Source organism: Streptomyces iakyrus (assembly GCF_000717055.1).
GTDB lineage: Bacteria > Actinomycetota > Actinomycetes > Streptomycetales > Streptomycetaceae > Streptomyces > Streptomyces iakyrus.
This window is the reverse complement of sequence record NZ_JNXI01000004.1, coordinates 355,543-374,489: the sequence shown is the minus strand read 5'-3', so window position 1 is coordinate 374,489 and position 18,947 is coordinate 355,543. Positions and strand designations below refer to the sequence as shown.

Here is an 18,947-nt window from a genome sequence, read left to right as displayed (position 1 = left end):
GTGGACGTACGTTATCCCTTGCGCCGGCGGTGAGTTGATCGAGCGCGGTGTTTACGGACGGGCCGTGCTGCCCGTTCCGTCGGCGAGCGTGCGGGCCTCGTCGGCGGCGGGAGCGGAGCCGCGTCCGAGGAGCGAGTCCAGGATCTCGCCCACCCTGATGGCCGTGTTGGACAGCAGGGACGAGGTGATGCCGTGCGTGTGTTCCGTGCCGCCCTGGAGGTAGATGCCGCAGCGCAGGGCGGGGTCGGTCGCGATGCGCCAGTCGCGCTCGACGCGCACGCGGCCCTCCTCGTCGCGGACGCAGCGGTCGGCGACCTCGCCGAGCAGACCGGTGGGGTCGGCGGGGCTGTAGCCGGTGGCGAACACGACGACGTCGGCGTCGAGTTCGGTGTCCTCGCCGGTGACGAGGGACTTCACCGTCGCCAGGGCGCTGGTGGGCGTCTCCTTGACGGCGGTGAGGCGGGAGACGTTGAGGAAGCGCAGGCGCTCGGTGCCGAGGACCTTCTCCTGGTACGACTGCCGGTAGAGGTCGTCGATCAGGTCGATGTCCACCACGGAGTAGTTGGTGTTGCCGTGGTAGTCCATCAGGCGGCGCTTGACGTCCTCGGGCGCCACGAAGTACTCGTCGACGGCCTGGGGGTCGAAGATCCGGTTGGCGAAGCTGCTGTCGTCGGCGGGGCTGTAGCCGTAGCGGGAGAAGACGGCGCAGACCTCGGCCCCGGGGAAGCGGCGGTGCAGGTAGGCGACGTTCTCGGCGGCGCTCTGGCCGGCCCCCACGACGACGAACCGGGAGGGCGAGGTGCCCTCCAACTCGTCGACTCGCGCCAGGAGTTCGGAGTTGTGCCAGACGCGTTCGCCGCGCTCCACGCCCTCGGGCATGAGGGGGCGCAGGCCGGTGCCGATGACGAGGTTGCGGGCCCGGTGGACCTCCAGACCGCCGCCCGAGCGGACGGTCACCTCCAGGTACTCCACGACGCCGTCCCGGGTCACGGGCGCGACCCCGACGACCTCGTGGCCGTAGGAGACCATGTCGTCGACCTGGGACGCGGCCCACTCGAAGTAGTCGTGGAACTCCACGCGCAGCGGGAACAGGTTCTTGTGGTTGATGAAGTCGATCAGCCGGCCCTTGCTCTGCAGGTAGCAGAGGAAGCTGTACTCGCTGGCCGGGTTCCGCAGCGTCACCAGGTCCTTGAGGAAGGAGACCTGCATGGTGGCGTCGTCGATGAGCATGCCGCGGTGCCAGCCGAAACGGGGCTGCTGCTCGAAGAAGTGAGCGGTGATCGCCTCCTGCCTGCCGACGCGGGTGTTGTGCTCGCGGAGCGCGATCGCCATGGCCACATTGGACGGCCCGAAGCCGATACCGATCAGGTCATGGACCGGTGATGCGTCATCAGGAAGAACCTGCGACATGTCACTCCCATCGTGCGGGGCAGCCGCGTGTCAGGTGCGGAGGGAACGAAAGATGGGCATGCAGACGATGCAGCACCCCAAGGGAACTTAGGTGAGCCTAAGCTAAACCCGCGAGGGTGTCGACAGGGCAAAACGGACAGCCGGACGCACAGGGCCTCTCAACTGCGGCGGAACACCCACCCGTTGCGGACTAAGGTAAGCCTTGCTTTACTTGCCTCGGCCAACACCTTGCTCTGAGGAGGAACCCCATGCGGGTCGTCATGTTCGGTTACCAGACCTGGGGGCACCGCACCCTGCAAGCCCTCCTGGAGTCCGAGCACGACGTGGTGCTGGTCGTGACCCACCCCAAGAGCGAGCACGCCTACGAGAAGATCTGGAGCGACTCCGTCGCGGACCTCGCCGAGGAGCACGGCGTCCCGGTGCTGATCCGCAACCGCCCGGACGACGACGAGCTGTTCGAGCGCCTCAAGGAGGCCGACCCGGACATCATCGTGGCCAACAACTGGCGTACGTGGATCCCCCCGCGCATCTTCGGCCTGCCCCGCCGGGGCACGCTGAACGTGCACGACTCGCTGCTGCCGAAGTACGCCGGGTTCTCCCCGCTGATCTGGGCGCTCATCAACGGCGAACCCGAAGTGGGCGTCACCGCGCACATGATGAACGACGAGCTCGACGCCGGCGACATCGTCCGGCAGGAGGCCGTGCCGGTCGGCCCGAAGGACACCGCGACGGACCTCTTCCACAAGACCGTCGACCTCATCGCCCCGGTCACCATCGGCGCACTGGACCTGATCGCCGCCGGGCAGACCGAGTTCACCCGGCAGGACCGCTCCCAGGCGTCCTTCTTCCACAAGCGCGCCGACGACGACAGCCGCATCGACTGGAGCTGGCCGGCCGAGGACCTGGAGCGCCTGGTGCGCGCCCAGTCCGAGCCGTACCCCAGCGCCTACACCTTCCACAAGGGCAAGCGGCTCGACGTCCTGGCCTCGTTCGTGTCCGAGGGCCGCTACGGCGGCACGCCCGGCCGCATCTTCTACCGCGAGGGCGACGGGGTGGTGATCGTCGCCGGCGCCGACGCCCGGACGGGCCGCAACCACGGCCTGGCCATCACGCGCGTCCGCACCGAGGACGGCCGGGAGCTGCCCGCCACCGAGTACTTCACCTCCATGGGCGGCTACCTCACCACCCGCCCCTGACGTGCCGGCCCCGGTACGGTCCCGGGGCCGGCCGGCATCGTCGCCGCGCGGCACAGGTCCGCGCGGCGACGGTCGCGTTCAACGCCCCTGCATCCTCCAAGTGCCCTGTGTCCGGACGACGTTCACAGGAAGGGCACAGCCGGGCTAACGTTCACGCATGACCCCGCCCAGCGTGCTGAACCTCAGCGCGTACCTGATGTACGCGACGGGAAAGGCCGCCCGCCGCACCCTGTCGGAGAAGCTCACCGCCCGAGGGCTGCGGTTGTGGCATCTGACCGTCCTGACCCTGGTCGCCGACCTCGGTCCGCAGCCCAAGGGCGTGCTGGCCGCCCGGCTGGACATGAACGCCAGTGACCTCGCGAAGATCGTGAAGGACCTGGCCGACGCGGGGCAGGTCACCTGCGTCCGCAGCCTCACCGACCGCCGCCGCGTCGATGTCCTCATCACCCCGGAGGGCAGACTCGCCCTCGACCATCTCAGCGCCGACATCGCCTCCGCGGACGACGACCTCCTGACGCCGCTGAGCGAGGCGGAACGGGAGCAACTCGCCGCCCTGCTGCGGCGCGTGCACGCCCACCACGAGGACATGGGCCCCGCGGCCGGCATCCGGCCGGCGGCTCAGGCCCGCCAGCCGTAGCGCCGTTCGGGCCGGCCGGCGACGCCGTAGCGCAGGGAAACCTCCGCGCTGCCCGTGCCGTGGAAGTACTCCAGATAGCGGCGGGCGCTGACCCGCGACACTCCGGTGAGGGCGGCGCACTCGCTCGCGGACAGCGTGCCGTCCGCAGCGCGCAGGGCCCGCTCGACGAGCCCGGCGGTCTCCGCGCTCATGCCCTTGGGCAAGGTGGGCGCCGGGGCGGGGGCGAAGGCACCGGCCAGGACCCGGTCCACGTCCGCCTGCCCGCGGACCACCGTCGTGAGCAGCCGGCCCCGCTGGGCCGCGTAGCGCTCCAGGCGCAGGCGCAGGTCCTCGAAGTCGAAGGGCTTGAGGAGGTAGTCGACCACACCGCGCCGGACCGCGCCGCGTACGGTGTCGGCCTCCGTCGCGGCGCTGATGACCATGACGTCGCAGTCGTGGCCGGCCGTGCGCAGCCGGGGGATGACGTCGAGTCCGAAGAGGTCGGGCAGGTACAGGTCGAGCAGGATGAGATCGGGGCGCAGTGCGTCGGCCGCCTCGATGGCCTGTCCGCCGGTGTGGGCCGTACCGACGACGCGGAACGGCTCGACGCGTTCGACGAAGGCGCGGTGGACCCTGGCCACCATGAAGTCGTCGTCGACCACGAGGACGTCGATCGCGTCCGCCTTGTCGCTTGCCGCGGTCATCGGGCCGCTCCTTCCGCCACCGTGCCGGTGAGGTGGCTGACCGTCATGCGTGCGGTGAACACGGCCCCCTCGGGGGTGTTGGACACCGAGACCTCTCCCCCGTGCCGTTCGCAGACCAGCTTGGTCAGGGCCAGTCCGATGCCGCGCTCGCCCTCCCGCGCGGCCTTGGTGGTGAAGCCGTGGGAGAAGACCTCGTGGGCCAGTTCGGGAGCCACGCCCGGCCCCGAGTCGCGGACCGCGATCTCCACGCTGGAGGCGTCCTGGCGCAGCGCCACCTCCACCCAGGCGTCGTCGCGGGCGGCGGCTGCGTCAACGGCGTTGTCCACCAGGTTGCCCACCACGGTCGCCACGTCGGCGGCGTCCTCCGGGGCGAGGCGCTCCAGGGCGGTGTCGTCCGAGATCCGCAGGCTGACCTTCCGTTCCGCCGCCAGGGACGCCTTCGCCATCAGCAGCGCGGCCACCGCGGTGTCCCGGACACGGCGGCTGAGGGTGACGTCCAGGGACTGGCGGTGGCGGCTCAACGCGCGAATGTAGCTGACCACTTCGTCCTGCTCGCCGATCTGGATCAGGCCGGAGATGGTGTGCAGCTGGTTGGCGAACTCGTGCGCCTGCGCGCGCAGCAGCTCCGAGGAACTGCGGAAGGAGCCGATCTCCCGCTCCAGCCGGGCCAGTTCGGTGCGGTCGCGCAGCGTGGTGACCGAGCCGAGGGACCGGCCGTCCTTGGTGACGGTCATCCGGTTCATCACCAGGACCCGGCCGTGGCGGACGACGACCTCGTCCCGCTCGCCGGCCGCGGTGCCGGACAGCACGTCGCGCAGCCGCCCGTCGATCCCGAGGCCTGTGAGGCTCTGGCCGACGCAGTCCTCGGGCAGGTCGAGCAGGCGGCGGCCCATGTCGTTGACGAGGGTGAGCCGGTGCTGCGGGTCCAGGGCGATCACGCCCTCGGCGATCCCGTACAGCATCGCCTCCCGGTGCTCGGCGAGCCCGGCGATCTCGCCCGGCTCCAGCCCGAGGGTCTGCCGTTTCACCCGTCGGGCCAGCAGCCAGGAGCCGGCCACGCCGAGTCCGCTGGCGATGCCCAGGTAGGCGAGCAGGTAGGAGGAGGCGCCGCTGAGCCGCTGCCACACCGTCGGATCGGCCTCGCCGATCATCACCGTGCCCAGGATCCGGCCCAGGTTCTCCTCGGTCGCTCCGAGGACGGGCACCTGGGCCGCCAGCTCGCGGTTGCCGTCCAGCGTCAGCTGCCCGGACCAGCCGCGCCCCCGGCCGGTGCCCGGGCCGAGCCGCATGCGCTCGCCGATGACCGTGGGGTTCGTGGAGCTGACGATCCGCCCGGCCCCGTCGGCCACCGTCACCGACGTCACTCCCGACTGCGCCTGCGTGGCCAGCACCAGCGGGGCGAGGGCCTCTCCCGGCGCGGGACGCACCAGCTGGCTGCGCACCAGGGGGTTGGCGGCCAGCTGCTCGGCGAGCGCGCTCACCCGGCGTCCCTCGACGCGGTTGAAGGTGGCCTGGGACTGGGCGAGGGAGACCGCGGCGACGGCCAGCAGCACCACCACGACGATGGCGAGCTGGAGCACCAGCATCTCGCCCGCGAGCGAGTGGCGACGGAAGGTGGCGACCACGACGAACTCAATCTCCGATGCCGCCACGCGGGGAGGGGCGGCTCATGTTCCGAGCCGCACCATCATGACGCCCACCAGCCGAAATCGAAAGGGAGCGGTCACGACCCGGTGGGCTTGGGCCCGATGCCCCGCAGCTCCCTGATCGTGCCGCCGAGCTTCGCGCGGAAGGACTCCAGCAGCGCCGGCTTGGCGCTGACCACCCAGCGCGTGCCGACGAGGTACTTCCCGCCGTAGACGCGCGCGCTCTCCAGCCAGGTCTCCTTGAGCTTCTCCTCGGGGAAGGTGGTGATGAGGTAGTCGGCCTTCTCGGTGCGGCACAGCCCCTGGCGCAGTTCGTCGGCGTCGATGCGGATCTTCGCCTTGCAGCCGGTCAGCCCGGCGATCACCTCCACCTTGGCCGGGGCGACGACCCCGGCGGCGGGAGCGGCCGTGACACTCGGCGTCGCCTTGCCGCCGCCGGCGTCCTTGTCGCCGCCGCAGGCTGTGACGAGGGGAAGCACGACCAGGACACCGGCCGCAGCGAGGGCGCCCGGCCGGGGGACGCGGGACGGGCTGCGGCGGGCGGGTCGTACGGGCGGTTGCTGCTGGGACACGTCGCCTCTCCGGGTGCGGGCTGTCGGCGGGAGTACTGCACAGGAGTACGCACAGGTCCGGGCGGGTGTTCACGCGCTAGGCGGCCTCCTCCACGGCGGGGCCCCGCGTCGCGCCGGACGGTCCGGCGAACTGGGTGCGGTACAGCTCCGCGTAGCGCTGTCCCGCCGCCAGGAGTTCCTCGTGCGTGCCGCGTTCCACGATCCGGCCGGCCTCGACGACGAGGATCTGGTCCGCCGCGCGGACGGTGGACAGGCGGTGGGCGATCACGACGGCCGTGCGGCCTTCGAGGGCTTCGGTGAGGGCTTCCTGGACGGCCGCCTCGGAGGTGTTGTCGAGGTGGGCGGTGGCCTCGTCGAGGATGACGACGCGCTGGCGGGCCAGCAGCAGCCGGGCGATGGTCATGCGCTGGCGCTCGCCGCCTGAGAGGCGGTAGCCGCGCTCGCCGACCACGGTGTCGAGGCCGTCGGGCAGGGACCGTACGAGGTCGTCGAGACGGGCCCGGCGCAGCGCGTCCCACAGCTCGTCCTCCGTGGCCTCGGGGCGGGCGAGCAGGAGGTTGGCGCGGACGGTGTCGTGGAAGAGGTGGCCGTCCTGGGTGACCATGCCGAGGGTCTGCCGCAGCGACCGCGCCGTGAGGTCGCGGACGTCGACGCCGCCGATGCGCACCGCCCCTTCGTCGGTGTCGTACAGGCGCGGCATCAGCTGGGCGATGGTCGACTTGCCCGCGCCGGAGGAGCCGACGAGTGCCACGGTCTGGCCGGGTTCGGCGCGGAAGGACAGGCCGTGCAGGACCTCGTCGCCGCCCCGCCCGTCCAGGGACGCGACCTCCTCCAGGGAGGCCAGGGAGACCTTGTCGGCGGCGGGGTAGCCGAAGCGGACCCGGTCGAACTCGACCGCCACGGGCCCGTCGGGCACCGGGCGCGCGTCCGGCTTCTCCTCGATGAGCGGCCTGAGGTCGAGCACCTCGAAGACCCGCTCGAAGCTGACCAGCGCGCTCATCACCTCGACGCGCGCTCCCGCGAGCGCCGTCAGCGGCGCGTAGAGCCGGGTCAGGAGCAGCGCGAGCGAGACGACCGCGCCCGGTTCCAGGGCGCCCCGCAGGGCGAACCAGCCGCCGAGGCCGTAGACGAGGGCCAGGGCGAGGGCCGAGACGAGGGTGAGTGCGGTGATGAAGGCCGCCTGGGCGGTCGCCGTGCGGATCCCGATGTCCGCGACGCGGCGGGCCCGCTCGGCGAACTCCTCCGATTCCTCCTCCGGCCGCCCGAAGAGCTTGACCAGCGTGGCCCCGGGGGCGGAGAACCGCTCGGTCATGCGGGTGCCCATCGCCGCGTTCAGCGTCGCCGCCTCGCGCTGCATCCGGGCCATCCGGCTGCCCATGCGCCGGGCGGGGATCACGAACACCGGCAGCAGCACCAGCGCCAGCAGGGTGATCTGCCAGGACAGCGTGAGCATCACCGCGAGCGTGAGCAGCAGCGTGACCAGGTTGCTGACCACTCCGGACAGGGTGTTGCTGAACGCGCGCTGGGCTCCGATGACGTCGTTGTTGAGCCGGGAGACCAGGGCGCCCGTATGAGTGCGTGTGAAGAACGCGACCGGCATGCGCTGCACATGGTCGAAGACGGCGGTCCGCAGATCGAGGATGAGATGCTCCCCGAGCCTCGCCGACAGCCTGCGGCCGAGGACGCCGAGCACCGCCTCGGCCACCGCGATCAGCGCGATGAGCAGGGCGAGACGTACGACGGTGCCCTCGTCTCCGTGCGAGACGATCGTGTCCACGACCGACCCGGCCAGTACGGGGGTCGCCACGGCCAGCAGGGCGGTGCCCACCCCGAGCAGGACGAAGAGGGCGATGCGGCGCCGGTGCGGGCGGGCGAACGCGCCGATGCGGCGCAGGGTCGTCAGGGCGAAGGGGCGGCGCTCCCGTTCGGCGTTCATGACGCTGTGCAGCTGTGTCCACGCTGTGGTCTCCATGCTCATGGCAGCGACCGTAGAACCTCAAGCAATCTTGAGGTCAAGGAGCTCGCGCTCGGCCCCCGACATCCCGCACAATCAGCCCGATCCCCCTCTTCCCCGTCCCTCCGCGCAAAGGCCCCGATGACGCTCCCCACGCAGCCGCTTCCCGCGCGCAATCCCCAGTCCCCGCTCCCGCAACCCGCAGTTGGCCCGCCCTGGTCAGGCTCTGGGGATGTGACAGCGGTACAACTCCCCGACCTCCGCCCGGAACGACTCCCCCGTCGCGTCCCGGTGCGCCGCCTGCGGCAGATCCTGTGTCTGCTCCCGCTCCTGCTGGTCACCGTCGTCGCCGTGCAGCACCGGTCGGTGCTGGCCGCGGGTTTCGCGCATCTGCGCACCGCCGAGTGGCCCTGGCTGCTGGCCGCGGCCGGAGCGACCTGTCTGACCTGGGTCGCCGCCTCCTGCACCCGGCAGGGCGCGGTGGTCGAACGGCTGCCCCGACGGCGGCTGCTGGCCACGCAGTTCGCGGCGGGAGCGGCCAACCACCTGCTGCCGACCGGTCTCGGCGCGAGCGCGGTCAACCTGCGGTTCATGACGGTGTGCGGGCTGCCCCTCGCCCGCTCCTCGGCCGCTCTCGGCCTGTACCTGCTGGCCGAGAGCATCGGCCGGGTGGCGCTGCTGGGTGCCCTGCTCATCGCGTTCCCCGACGCGCTGCGGCTCGGCACGCTGGTGCCGGAGACGGCGTTCGGCCCCCTGCTGGCCGGCGTCGCGGTGGTGCTCGTGATCGCCGCGGCCGTGCTCGCCCTCGTCCGCAGACTGCGCTCGGCCCTGGTGTCCTTCCTGCGGACGGCTCTCGGCGAGGCGCGTTCGGTGCACACCCGCCCGGCCCGGGCGCTGGCGCTGTGGGGCGGGTCGTTCGCGTTCCCGGCGCTGCAGGCGTCCGTGCTGGTGCTGACCGGGCGGGCGCTGGGACTGGACATCCCGCCCGCGCACATGGCGGTGGCCTATCTGGCGGCGACGGTCGCCGTCGCGCTGGTGCCCACGCCGGGCGGGATCGGCTCGGTGGAGGCGGCGCTGGTGGTGGCGCTGGTGGCGGCGGGCGGCCCGGCCGCGGTGGCCACGGCCGTGGTCCTGGCCTTCCGGGTCATCACCGTCTGGCTGCCGCTGGTGCCGGGTGCGCTGACGCTGGCGGCGCTGGTGCGGCTGAAGGTGATCTGACACGGGCGGCGTTTGTGCGGCTGAAGGTGATCTTGACAGGGGTGGCGCGCCGGCGCGGTCACGCGACAGGAGCGCGCGTGACCGCGCGTCATGTGCGCCGACTCACCCTCCCCCGACCCCCGTCCGCGGTTCGGAACCCCGTGCGGGATGCGGCAGGATGAACGATCGTGCCGACCGCGGGTCAGGGTGGTCGGACACCTTCGAGCATCCCGGAGAACGAGCAGGTGACGACGTGACGCGATTTCACATCCGGCCGTTGACGACGGCGTTGGCCGTGGTTGTCCGCCCCGGAGGTGACCGGTGAACCGGGACCTCACCGTGGACGATCTGCTGTTCGCCGGCATCCCCCTCGCCTCGGGCCTGCTGGCGGCCTTCGCGCTGCGGATCCTGCTGCGCTGGCTGGGCGGGCACGCCGACCGGACCCGCTGGAGCGGGGACGACGTGATCGTGCACGCGCTGCGGGCCGTGGTGCCCTGGGCGGCGGTCGTGGGCGGCGTGGCGGGCGCGGCGGCCGTGCTGCCGCTGACCAGGACCGTGCAGCACACCACCAACCAGGTGCTCACCGTGCTGCTCATCTTCGTGGCGACGGTGTCGGTGGCCCGGGTGGTGACCGGACTGGTGCGCACGGTCACCCAGTCCCGCTCCGGGGTCGCCGGATCGGCCACGATCTTCGTCAACATCACCCGGATCCTGGTCCTGGCGATCGGCTTCCTGGTGGTGCTCCAGACGCTGGGCATCTCCATAGCCCCGCTGCTCACCGCCCTGGGTGTCGGCGGTCTGGCGGTCGCGCTGGCCCTCCAGGACACCCTCGCCAACCTCTTCGCGGGCATCCACATCCTCGCCTCCAAGACCGTCCAGCCCGGTGACTACATCAAGCTCAGCAGCGGCGAGGAAGGCTACGTCGAGGACATCAACTGGCGGCAGACGACCATCCGCAACCTGTCCAACAACCTCATCGTGCTCCCCAACGGCCAGCTCGCGCAGGCGAACATGACCAACTTCATGCGCCCCGAGGAGCAGCTGACCATCCTGGTCCAGGTCGGGGTGGCCTACGACAGCGACCTGGAGCACGTGGAGCGGGTGACCAACGAGGTCATCGCCGAGACGATGACCGAGGTCGAGGGCGCGGTGCCGGACCACGAGCCGATCATCCGGTTCCACACCTTCGGCGACTCCCGGATCGGCTTCACCGTCATCCTGGGCGTCGGCGAGTTCAGCGACCAGTACCGGATCAAGCACGAGTTCATCAAGCGCCTGCACAAGCGCTACCGCGCGGAGGGCATCCGCATCCCCGCCCCGGCCCGGACGGTGGCGTTGCAGCAGGGTTCGGTCGGCATCCCGCAGCAGCGGACCGGCGAGATCGAACCGGGCGGGCTGAGCCCCGCCCGGTTCGACTGAGGCGCTCCACCCTTACAGCGTCGCGGAGTTCTCGTGGTGGCGGCTGTCCCTCCGGTCGCGCGGTGCCGAGAGGGACGCCTTCGCCGGCGTCACGGTCCAGTCCGGGTGGCCCGGCATCCGGGGCGTCTTCGTGCCGTACAGCCAGTCCCGCAGGAAGCCGGTCAGGTCCTGGCCGGAGACTTCCGAGGCGACGGCGATGTAGTCCTCCGTGGAGGCCGAGGAGTCCCGGTACCGCTCCAGGAACGTGCGCTCCAGGGCCGTGAACGCCGCCTCGCCGACCTGCTGCCGCAGCGCGTACAGCACGAGCACGCCGCCGAGGTAGCGCTGGCTGTCGAACAGGTTGGCCGCGTTGGGGGCGGCGACCGGCCCGGAGGTCTGGCGCCACTGGTCGCCGAGGGCGTAGGTGTCCTTCATCCGGGCTTCCATGGTGGTCATGCCCTTGGAGTCGGGCCAGCCCCGCTCGTAGCGGTACAGCAGGCCGTAGAAGTCGGCGTGGCCCTCGTTCAGCCACAGGTCGGCCCAGGTGGCGGGGCTGACGCTGTTGCCGAAGTAGGAGTGGACCAGCTCGTGCATCATGTGCGAGCCGATCTTGCTCTCCTCCTGGAGGAGGTAGTTCGGCTTGTAGATCGTGAGGGTCTGGGTCTCCAGACCCGTGAAGTCGAAGGCGTCCGGGGCGTCGTTGTTGCAGGGCAGCAGGCCGTACGTCTCGAAGGGGTACGCGCCGAGCCGCTGCTCGACCCAGGACACCAGCGCCGGGGTGAGGGCCAGGGCGGGCTCCAGGGCGGTGGCTCGGGCGACGGGGACGACGTCGCGCAGCGGCAGGCCGTGCGGGCCCTGCCGGTCCTTGATCACATAGTCGCCGACGGTGATCTGCACCACCTCGGTGGCGATCGGCGAGCGGGAGCGGTACGTGTACGCGGTCCGGTCGCCCGCCAGCTGCTCGGTGCGCTCCAGCAGGCCGCTCGCGACGCCCCGCAGTCCGGTGGGAACGGTGAGGCGGAAGGTGAAGTCGGCCTTGTCGGAGGGGTGGTCGTTGCAGGGGAAGACGGTGTGCGCCAGGTCCGGCTGGCAGCACACCGCGAACCCGTCCGGCGCGGCCACCCAGCCGCCGGCGGGCGGCGGGGTCCGGCGCGGGTCCGCGCCGTAGGCCACGCAGACGGTGACCCGGCACTTCGCCGCGAGCTTGCGTGCGGGGGTGATCCGCAGCTTCTCGGCCACCTGCTCGAAGCTGGCCGTGCGGCCGTCGACCCGGACGGAGCGGATGTCCAGGCCGCGCGCGTCCAGGGAGAAGCGGCTCAGTGCCTGGGTGGTGCGGATGGTCAGGGTGGCGGTGGCCTCGACGAGCTTGGTCGTGGCGTCGTACGCGAAGTCGAGGTGGTACGCCGAGACGCGGTACCCGTCATTGCCGAGGGCGGGGTAGACGGGGTCGCCGAGGGTCTCGGCGCCCGGGACGGCGCCGGTCCGGCCGGCCGCCTGGGCCGGGACCCCCGTGGTCAGTGCCGCCGCCGTGCCGAGAAGGGCAACCGCCGGGGCCGTCACTCTGGTGCGATATCTCATGGTCCGCTTTCGCTCGGACGGCCGGGTGGTCAGATCCGGCCGTGGCTTGGAGTGAGTGATCTCTCTCCCAGACACGGGAACGGGGCGATCGGTTGCACGAAACTGGTCGTGGACCCCTGTCGAGCCGAGGCCGGTCACGAGATATCTTGATGTCGAGCAATGTTGCAGACGTGGAGCGGAGCACCCGGTGACTGACTCGACCATCATCTATACGCACACTGACGAGGCCCCCGCCCTGGCGACGTATTCCTTCCTGCCGGTGGTCCGGGCGTACGCCTCGCAGGCCGGTGTCGCCGTGGAGACCCGCGACATCTCGCTGGCCGGGCGCATCATCGCCGTGTTCCCGGAGTACCTCACCGAGGACCAGCGCATCCCGGACGCCCTCGCGGAGCTCGGCGAGCTGGCCAAGACGCCCGCCGCCAACATCATCAAGCTGCCGAACATCTCGGCGTCCATCCCGCAGCTCAAGGCCGCCGTCGCCGAGCTGCAGGGCCAGGGCTACGCCCTGCCGGACTACCCGGACGACCCGAAGACCGACGAGGAGCGCGAGATCCGCGCCCGCTACGACAAGGTCAAGGGCTCCGCCGTGAACCCGGTCCTGCGTGAGGGCAACTCCGACCGGCGCGCCCCCGCCTCGGTCAAGAACTACGCCAAGTCCCACCCGCACCGCATGGGCGCCTGGACCGCCGAGTCCAAGACCAACGTGGCGACCATGGGGCAGAACGACTTCCGCTCCACCGAGAAGTCCGTCGTGATCGCCGAGGACGGCGCGCTGCGCATCGAGCTCGTCGGCGACGACGGCACCACCACGGTGCTGCGCGAGTCCGTACCCGTGCTGGCCGGTGAGGTCGTCGACGCCTCCGTGATGCGCGTCGCCGCGCTGCGGGAGTTCCTGACCGCGCAGGTCGCCAGGGCCAAGGCCGAGGGCGTGCTGTTCTCGGTGCACCTGAAGGCGACGATGATGAAGGTCTCCGACCCGATCGTCTTCGGCCACGTGGTGCGCGCCTTCTTCCCGAAGACGTTCGCGCAGTACGGCGACAAGCTCGCCGCGGCCGGCCTCACCCCGAACGACGGCCTGGGCGGCATCTGGAGGGGCCTGGACTCCCTGCCGGAGGGCGCCGAGATCAAGGCCTCCTTCGACGCCGAGCTCGCCGAGGGCCCGGAGCTGGCGATGGTCGACTCCGACAAGGGCATCACGAACCTGCACGTCCCCTCGGACGTCATCGTCGACGCCTCCATGCCGGCCATGATCCGCACCTCCGGCCACATGTGGGGCCCCGACGGCCAGGAGCACGACACCCTCGCGGTGCTGCCGGACTCCTCCTACGCGGGCGTCTACCAGGCCGTGATCGACGACTGCCGGGCGAACGGCGCCTACGACCCGTCCACCATGGGCTCGGTGCCGAACGTCGGTCTGATGGCGCAGAAGGCCGAGGAGTACGGCAGCCACGACAAGACCTTCGAGGTCCCCACCACGGGCACCGTCCGCCTGGTCGACGGCAACGGCACGGCGCTCATCGAGCAGGCCGTCTCGGCCGGTGACATCTTCCGCGCCTGCCAGACCAAGGACGCGCCGATCCGCGACTGGGTGAAGCTGGCCGTCACCCGCGCCCGCGCCACCGGCGACCCGGCCGTCTTCTGGCTGGACGAGACCCGCGCGCACGACGCCAACCTGATCGCCAAGGTCAACACCTACCTCGCCGAGCACGACACCGAGGGCCTGGACATCCGGATCCTCAACCCGGTCGAGGCGACGAAGCTGTCGGTGGAGCGCATTCGCCGCGGCGAGAACACGATCTCGGTCACCGGCAACGTCCTGCGTGACTACCTGACCGACCTGTTCCCGATCCTGGAGCTGGGCACCAGCGCCAAGATGCTGTCGGTCGTCCCGCTGATGGCGGGCGGCGGCCTGTTCGAGACCGGTGCGGGCGGCTCGGCGCCGAAGCACGTACAGCAGCTGGTCAAGGAGAACTACCTGCGGTGGGACTCCCTGGGTGAGTTCTTCGCCCTGGTGCCGTCCTTCGAGCAGCTCGCGAAGGTGGCGGGCAACGCCCGCGCCCAGGTCCTGGCCGACACCCTCGACCGCGCCACGGCGACCTTCCTCGAGGAGGACAAGTCCCCGACCCGGCGCGTCGGCGGCATCGACAACCGCGGCAGCCACTTCTACCTGTCCCTGTACTGGGCGCAGGAACTGGCCGGGCAGAGCGACGACGCGGACCTGGCGAAGGCCTTCGCCCCGCTCGCCGAGACGCTCGCCGCGAACGAGCAGAAGATCGTCGACGAGCTGAGCGCCGTGCAGGGCAAGCCGGTCGACATCGGCGGCTACTACCAGCCCGACCCGGCGAAGGCCGCGGAGGCCATGCGTCCGTCCGCCACGTGGAACGAGGCCCTGGCGTCCCTCAGCTGACGCCCCGGGCCCCCACGGCCCGCTGACTCCGCCCCGGCCGGCACAGCGCCCGGCCGGGGCGGAGCCGTGTGCGCCCCTCCCCCGTGGCCGCCTGCATCAGCGCGTAGAGCGCGGCGAGAGGCTCCACATCGGCACAGCGGTTGCTCTGAAGGTCCTCGGCCGTCAGGGTGTCCTGCTCGGAATCACGCAGTTTCTCGGCTGTTCCCGGCCGGTGGGCCAGCCGATGCCGACGAACTTCAGCGTGCCGCGGCCCTTCTGCCCTGGGTCCAGTTCGACCACGGCGACCGGCTTGTCGTACGGATTTCCGCCGCTGGTGAGGCAGATCAGACCGCTCGTTCCCTTGACACGGTGCCGGGACTGGAGCTTGGACCACTCCGTGCCGACGTCTCTCAGGCCGGGTACCTGCTCGGCGTCGTCGCCCTGTACCTCGTGCAGGGCGGTGCCGATGGTGAGCAGACCGTCATAGACGAGCATCGTCCGGGAGTCCTCGAGGTTCGGGACGGAGCCGAGACCGGTGCCCTCTTGGAGGGTGGCCTCGATCAGCTTGTTCAGGTTGTCCAGGGCCGCCTTGGGTTCGGTGAGGTACTGAGGGAGCTCGTCGGCGGTGGGCTCGCGGTCGTGGCTCGCGTCCCACTTCTTCCTCCATGCCTTCAACTCGGTGCTCCAGGCGGCCGGGTGCGCGGGGGCGGCGTACTGCACCGTCACCTTCGCTTCGCCGCCCGTGCCGCGCAGCTGCGCCCAGTCCTTCTCCGACATGCCCTGCCGCAGCGAGGCGGCGTCGGATCCGCTGATGATCGTGTAATGCCGGTCCCCGCAAGGCTGTTGGGCGAGTTTGAGCGCGAATATCCGCAAGTGCAGTGTGCGGCCCGCGAAGTAGACGGTGTCGGCCGGCGAGTCACAGATGTTGTTGGCGATCTGGGTGAACTGATTGCCGGTCGACCCCGCCTCGTAGATCCCCGGGGACTCGAAGGGCATCGCGGCGGGCCCGGCCGGGCCGGCCTCCTTGATGCCCCGGAACGCGTCCGCCAGCGACTCGTCGTAGGCGTCCTGGCGGGTGTCGAAGACCAAGACCGTTCGGGCGTCCTGCCGCCCGCGTGCACCGTTGAAGTCGGCCAGGGCTCTGGCCGCGCCGCTGTTGGTGGGGATGATCCGGGCCAGACCGGGGAATCGCTGTCCCGCCGCGCCGTCCGTGTCGTCCTCGTTCGCGATCCGGTCGCCGCTGATCCGGGAGGCGAGCACCGGGATCCCGTTCTTCGTCAGGCGTTCGACGGCCTTTTCCGTGGCGTCGAGGCTGAGGTTGAAGCCCGTGACGGCGCGCAGCCGGTCCTTCGACGAGCCGGCCATGCCGATCAGGGTGTCCACGACCTCGTCCTGCCGCCCGTAGTTCCGTCCTGGATTGGCCAGAACCAGCCGGATCCTGGGCAGTTCACCCTCACCCGCATTGGCCTGTCGCTGCCCCAGGTACGCGCCCTGGAGGTCGCTGCGCATCTGCCGGCGCAGTGTCGGCTGGTCCGACTGGAGCGGCAGCATCATCGCCACGGTGACATGGGGCTGCTGGGCGATCCGGTCGTTCTCCTTCTTGATGGCCTGGGCGACGGCCCGGATCTCGCGTGTGCCGAAGTCGTATCCCTCGCCGTTGACACCGATGCACTCGTCGTCGATCCGCTCGACGCCGTCGGCGCAGGTGTCGGGTTTCTGGGCGGCGGATCTGCCGTACACGACGGCGGCCACGAGCACCGTCAGGCCGAGCAGCACGTAGAGGATCTGCCGCCACCTGGGCAGCCCCGTCCATCTGGTTCTCGACAGCCGACCGGACATCCCCGTTACCTCCGTCGCCCGAGCTGATCGGTGCAGGAACAGCGAAGCAGCGGCCGCTGGTTCGCCGCCAGGCCGCTCCACTCGGTGGCCGTCGGGCCGAGATCTCCGGCGCCGTCGAACTCCATGATCGACAGACGCTCCAGCAGGCCTGCCAGCGTGCGGGCCATCTCGCTCCCGGTCGGCCTGGTCCGCTCCTCGCACAGCCACACCGCGTGCAGCAGCTGGTCGACGGTGCGGCGCAGCGCGGGTCCCTCCATCGGCACCAGACCCTGGGCGCGCACACGGCGGGCGTCCGCGCCGCCCGGACAAGGAGCCTGCGCGATCTCCAGCAGCTCCGCGCACCACTCCCGGGGGCGGCCGGGCAGCGTGGCGGCGAGGTGGCGGACCACGTCGTCCGCGCCGCCCGAGACCAGGTGGTGGTTCATCCGGTGCGCTGTGAGGGAACGGAACGCCTCGCCACTCGCCGCCCCGTCGTCCGCCGCGCGCAGGGCGTAGTGGTCGCGCAGCAGATGGTGGTCGGCGTGCCAGGCGGCGCCGTCGGGGCGCAGTCCGTAGAGCCGGTGCACGAGCAGCTGACGCAGCCCGAAGTCCCCGATGAAGTGCCGTTCACAGCCGGGCCACCCGGTTTCGGTGAGCAGTTTGGCGACCTGATGTGCTGTCAGGACGGAGACCCGGTGGGCCTGATGGTGGAGCAGCAGGACGTCTGCGCATTCCATGCCGTGGGCCACCGACAGATGGGTGATCAGATCGAGCCACTGGTCACGGTGCTCGTCCGGCAGCTCTGTCGGCAGTTGGTCCAGGATCAGCTCCTGCAGCAAAACGTCGGTCACCGGCCGTTCGGCGGCGCCGTCCGGGTGGCGCAGCGGGGCGTCGAGGAGGTCTCGGTCGTTGGCGTCCGTCGGCATCCGGAAGGTGGCGGCTGCTGCGGCCAGCCGGATCACCGTGTGCGGACGCCCGCCGCTCAGCCGGGCCACGGCGGCGACGACACGGCGGCGGTTCGCGCCGCTCTCCGGCTCCGTGCGCCGCTGTCTTCGCAGGGTCTCGTCACGGAGCTGGTCACCGGTGAGAAAGGGCATCCGCAGGAGGAGTACCCCGTCGGCCAAAGGCGCCTGGTCCGGCTGCGGGCCCGTGTTCCGGGACCATGTGGCCGGTATTCCGTCGGCGGGCCGGTACTCCGCCGGGTACCCCGCGTCCTCGGGCGACAGCCCTCCGTACAGGAAGGCGCCGCCGTCCTCCTGGCGTGCCGTGCCCACGATCACCACGCGGTCGCGCTGTCCGTCGCGCCGGTCGGAGAGCACGGCCCGCAGCAATCGCTCTCCCAGCGGAGAGTCGGCGTGGTCCAGGAGCAGTGCCGGGCGGCCGACGCGGCTCAGCCAGCCGACCGGGCCGTCGTACGCCGCCTCGATGTCCTCGCGCAGCGCCCGGAAGAGGAAGCGCTCCGCCACCTCCCGTGCCTCGCCGCCGGCCTTGAAGTCCGTGGCGAGATCGAGCAGCCCGTGCTCCGGCTGGTGGCCCGCGGTGGGATAGGCGCCGTAGATCCGCGTCAGTTCCCCCCTGCCCTTGGGCGCCGCGTTCGCGAAGAGCGCCTCCAGCAGGGCGCCGGCCACGGAGGCGCCGGGTGTGCCGAGCAACTGTCCGGCGAGGGTGTTCAGCAGATTGCGGATGACTCCGATGAGCACGTTCCGCCAGAACCCACCGGTTCCCAGTCCGCGCAGGCCCTGCTGCTGGGGCAGGTTCTCGTAGCGCTCGACTTCCCTCCTGACCGCTTCGGGGCTGCGATCCGCAGCGCCGGTCGCGATCATCGTGAGGCCTGCGAAGAACCGCGGAAAGACGAACGGGCCGCCCGTTCCCTGCCACGCGCGCAGCCGCCCGGCGACGTCGACCAAGGCCTCGGTGAGATCCGAGCGGGCGCCCGGTTCCGGCCCCGCGTCGTCCTCGTACGCCTGTGACGCGCAGTCCAGATAGATCACGGGCACTTTGGCGGCGAAGCGGTCGCGCACCAAGCGCAGCAGCCGCCCCTTGCCCATCCCCGGGCCGCCGGTGAGCAGCACAACGGGAAGGTCGGGGCCGTACAACAGCTTGCTGCCACCGCCCGAGGGCGACCGCCCGAGCAGGCGCGCGAAGAAACCTTCCTCTTCGAGAAGTCTCTCGAACCCCAGATCCTCACCCACGGATCCCCCCATGGAGACTCTCCCGCCCGGGAGCGGGTGATCGACGTTACGGAGGGAGATCAGTGGAACACGAAACGCTCGCTGGGACAACGTCCCCGCTGACAATGGACGTTGCTGCGTCTGCCGGCGGCCGGCCGTCCGGCCGATGAGCCGGACCATCGGGCGGCGCGGCAGGAGTTCACCGGCGAGGGCGAGCGGCCGACCCGGTTGGGCTCTACCCTGCCGGACACAGAACAACGGAGGACGCCGGGCATGACAGACACGAGGCAAGGGCACCTGC

Annotated in this window: 13 protein-coding genes; 5 read left to right on the top strand and 8 right to left on the bottom strand. The window is 71.1% G+C overall.

Annotation, left to right across the window (positions count from 1 at the left end; genetic code table 11):
* Nucleotides 1-51 precede the first annotated feature (51 nt).
* A complete protein-coding gene (locus tag OO68_RS09830; RefSeq protein WP_033307822.1) occupies nucleotides 52-1,410 on the bottom strand; it encodes a lysine N(6)-hydroxylase/L-ornithine N(5)-oxygenase family protein in 1,359 nt (452 codons plus the stop codon).
* A 248-nt stretch (nucleotides 1,411-1,658) separates the two neighbouring features.
* On the opposite strand from OO68_RS09830, the gene OO68_RS09825 reads away from it, so the two are divergent.
* Both OO68_RS09825 and OO68_RS09820 read left to right on the top strand, forming a co-directional pair.
* Complete coding sequence (locus OO68_RS09825) at nucleotides 1,659-2,606, top strand: methionyl-tRNA formyltransferase (protein ID WP_033307821.1); 948 nt, start codon at nucleotides 1,659-1,661, stop codon at nucleotides 2,604-2,606.
* 157 nt (nucleotides 2,607-2,763) lie between these two features.
* On the top strand, nucleotides 2,764-3,243 hold the full coding sequence (locus OO68_RS09820; RefSeq protein ID WP_033307820.1) for a MarR family winged helix-turn-helix transcriptional regulator: 480 nt from the start codon (nucleotides 2,764-2,766) through the stop codon (nucleotides 3,241-3,243).
* Here the strand turns inward: OO68_RS09820 and OO68_RS09815 are convergent.
* From OO68_RS09815 to OO68_RS09800, 4 genes are all read right to left on the bottom strand, one after another.
* On the bottom strand, nucleotides 3,225-3,926 hold the full coding sequence (locus OO68_RS09815; RefSeq protein ID WP_033307819.1) for a response regulator: 702 nt from the start codon (nucleotides 3,924-3,926) through the stop codon (nucleotides 3,225-3,227). The genes OO68_RS09820 and OO68_RS09815 overlap by 19 nt on opposite strands.
* Nucleotides 3,923-5,551, bottom strand: a complete 1,629-nt coding sequence (locus OO68_RS09810) for a sensor histidine kinase (protein WP_033308013.1) — start codon at nucleotides 5,549-5,551, stop codon at nucleotides 3,923-3,925. The genes OO68_RS09815 and OO68_RS09810 overlap by 4 nt, the downstream gene beginning before the upstream one ends.
* 98 nt (nucleotides 5,552-5,649) lie before the next feature.
* On the bottom strand, nucleotides 5,650-6,144 hold the full coding sequence (locus tag OO68_RS09805; protein ID WP_033307818.1) for a hypothetical protein: 495 nt from the start codon (nucleotides 6,142-6,144) through the stop codon (nucleotides 5,650-5,652).
* A 76-nt stretch (nucleotides 6,145-6,220) separates the two neighbouring features.
* Nucleotides 6,221-8,116 (bottom strand): ABC transporter ATP-binding protein, encoded by a 1,896-nt coding sequence (locus OO68_RS09800; protein ID WP_106974301.1) that lies wholly within the window; start codon nucleotides 8,114-8,116, stop codon nucleotides 6,221-6,223.
* Nucleotides 8,117-8,416: 300 nt separating this feature from the next.
* Between OO68_RS09800 and OO68_RS09795 the strand changes: the two genes are divergently transcribed.
* Both OO68_RS09795 and OO68_RS09790 read left to right on the top strand, forming a co-directional pair.
* Nucleotides 8,417-9,316, top strand: coding sequence for a lysylphosphatidylglycerol synthase transmembrane domain-containing protein (locus tag OO68_RS09795; protein ID WP_078625248.1), 900 nt, complete (start codon nucleotides 8,417-8,419; stop codon nucleotides 9,314-9,316).
* A 300-nt stretch (nucleotides 9,317-9,616) separates the two neighbouring features.
* Nucleotides 9,617-10,714 carry a mechanosensitive ion channel family protein gene (locus OO68_RS09790; protein WP_033307815.1) on the top strand — a complete coding sequence of 366 codons (1,098 nt, stop codon included), beginning with the start codon at nucleotides 9,617-9,619 and terminating at the stop codon, nucleotides 10,712-10,714.
* Nucleotides 10,715-10,726: 12 nt separating this feature from the next.
* Here OO68_RS09790 and OO68_RS09785 read toward each other — a convergent pair whose 3' ends face one another.
* Nucleotides 10,727-12,271: a M1 family metallopeptidase gene (locus tag OO68_RS09785; RefSeq protein WP_033307814.1), complete on the bottom strand. Its 1,545-nt coding sequence runs from the start codon at nucleotides 12,269-12,271 to the stop codon at nucleotides 10,727-10,729.
* Between the two features lie 187 nt (nucleotides 12,272-12,458).
* Between OO68_RS09785 and OO68_RS09780 the strand changes: the two genes are divergently transcribed.
* Entirely contained in the window at nucleotides 12,459-14,678 is a 2,220-nt protein-coding gene (locus tag OO68_RS09780; RefSeq protein ID WP_033307813.1) for an NADP-dependent isocitrate dehydrogenase, read from the top strand.
* Nucleotides 14,679-14,840: 162 nt separating this feature from the next.
* On the opposite strand, the gene OO68_RS09775 is transcribed toward OO68_RS09780, so the two are convergent.
* Together OO68_RS09775 and OO68_RS09770 are read right to left on the bottom strand one after the other, a co-directional pair.
* Entirely contained in the window at nucleotides 14,841-16,496 is a 1,656-nt protein-coding gene (locus OO68_RS09775; protein WP_033307812.1) for an ABC transporter substrate-binding protein, read from the bottom strand.
* Between the two features lie 5 nt (nucleotides 16,497-16,501).
* Nucleotides 16,502-18,667, bottom strand: a complete 2,166-nt coding sequence (locus OO68_RS09770) for a hypothetical protein (protein WP_033308012.1) — start codon at nucleotides 18,665-18,667, stop codon at nucleotides 16,502-16,504.
* Nucleotides 18,668-18,947 lie beyond the last annotated feature (280 nt).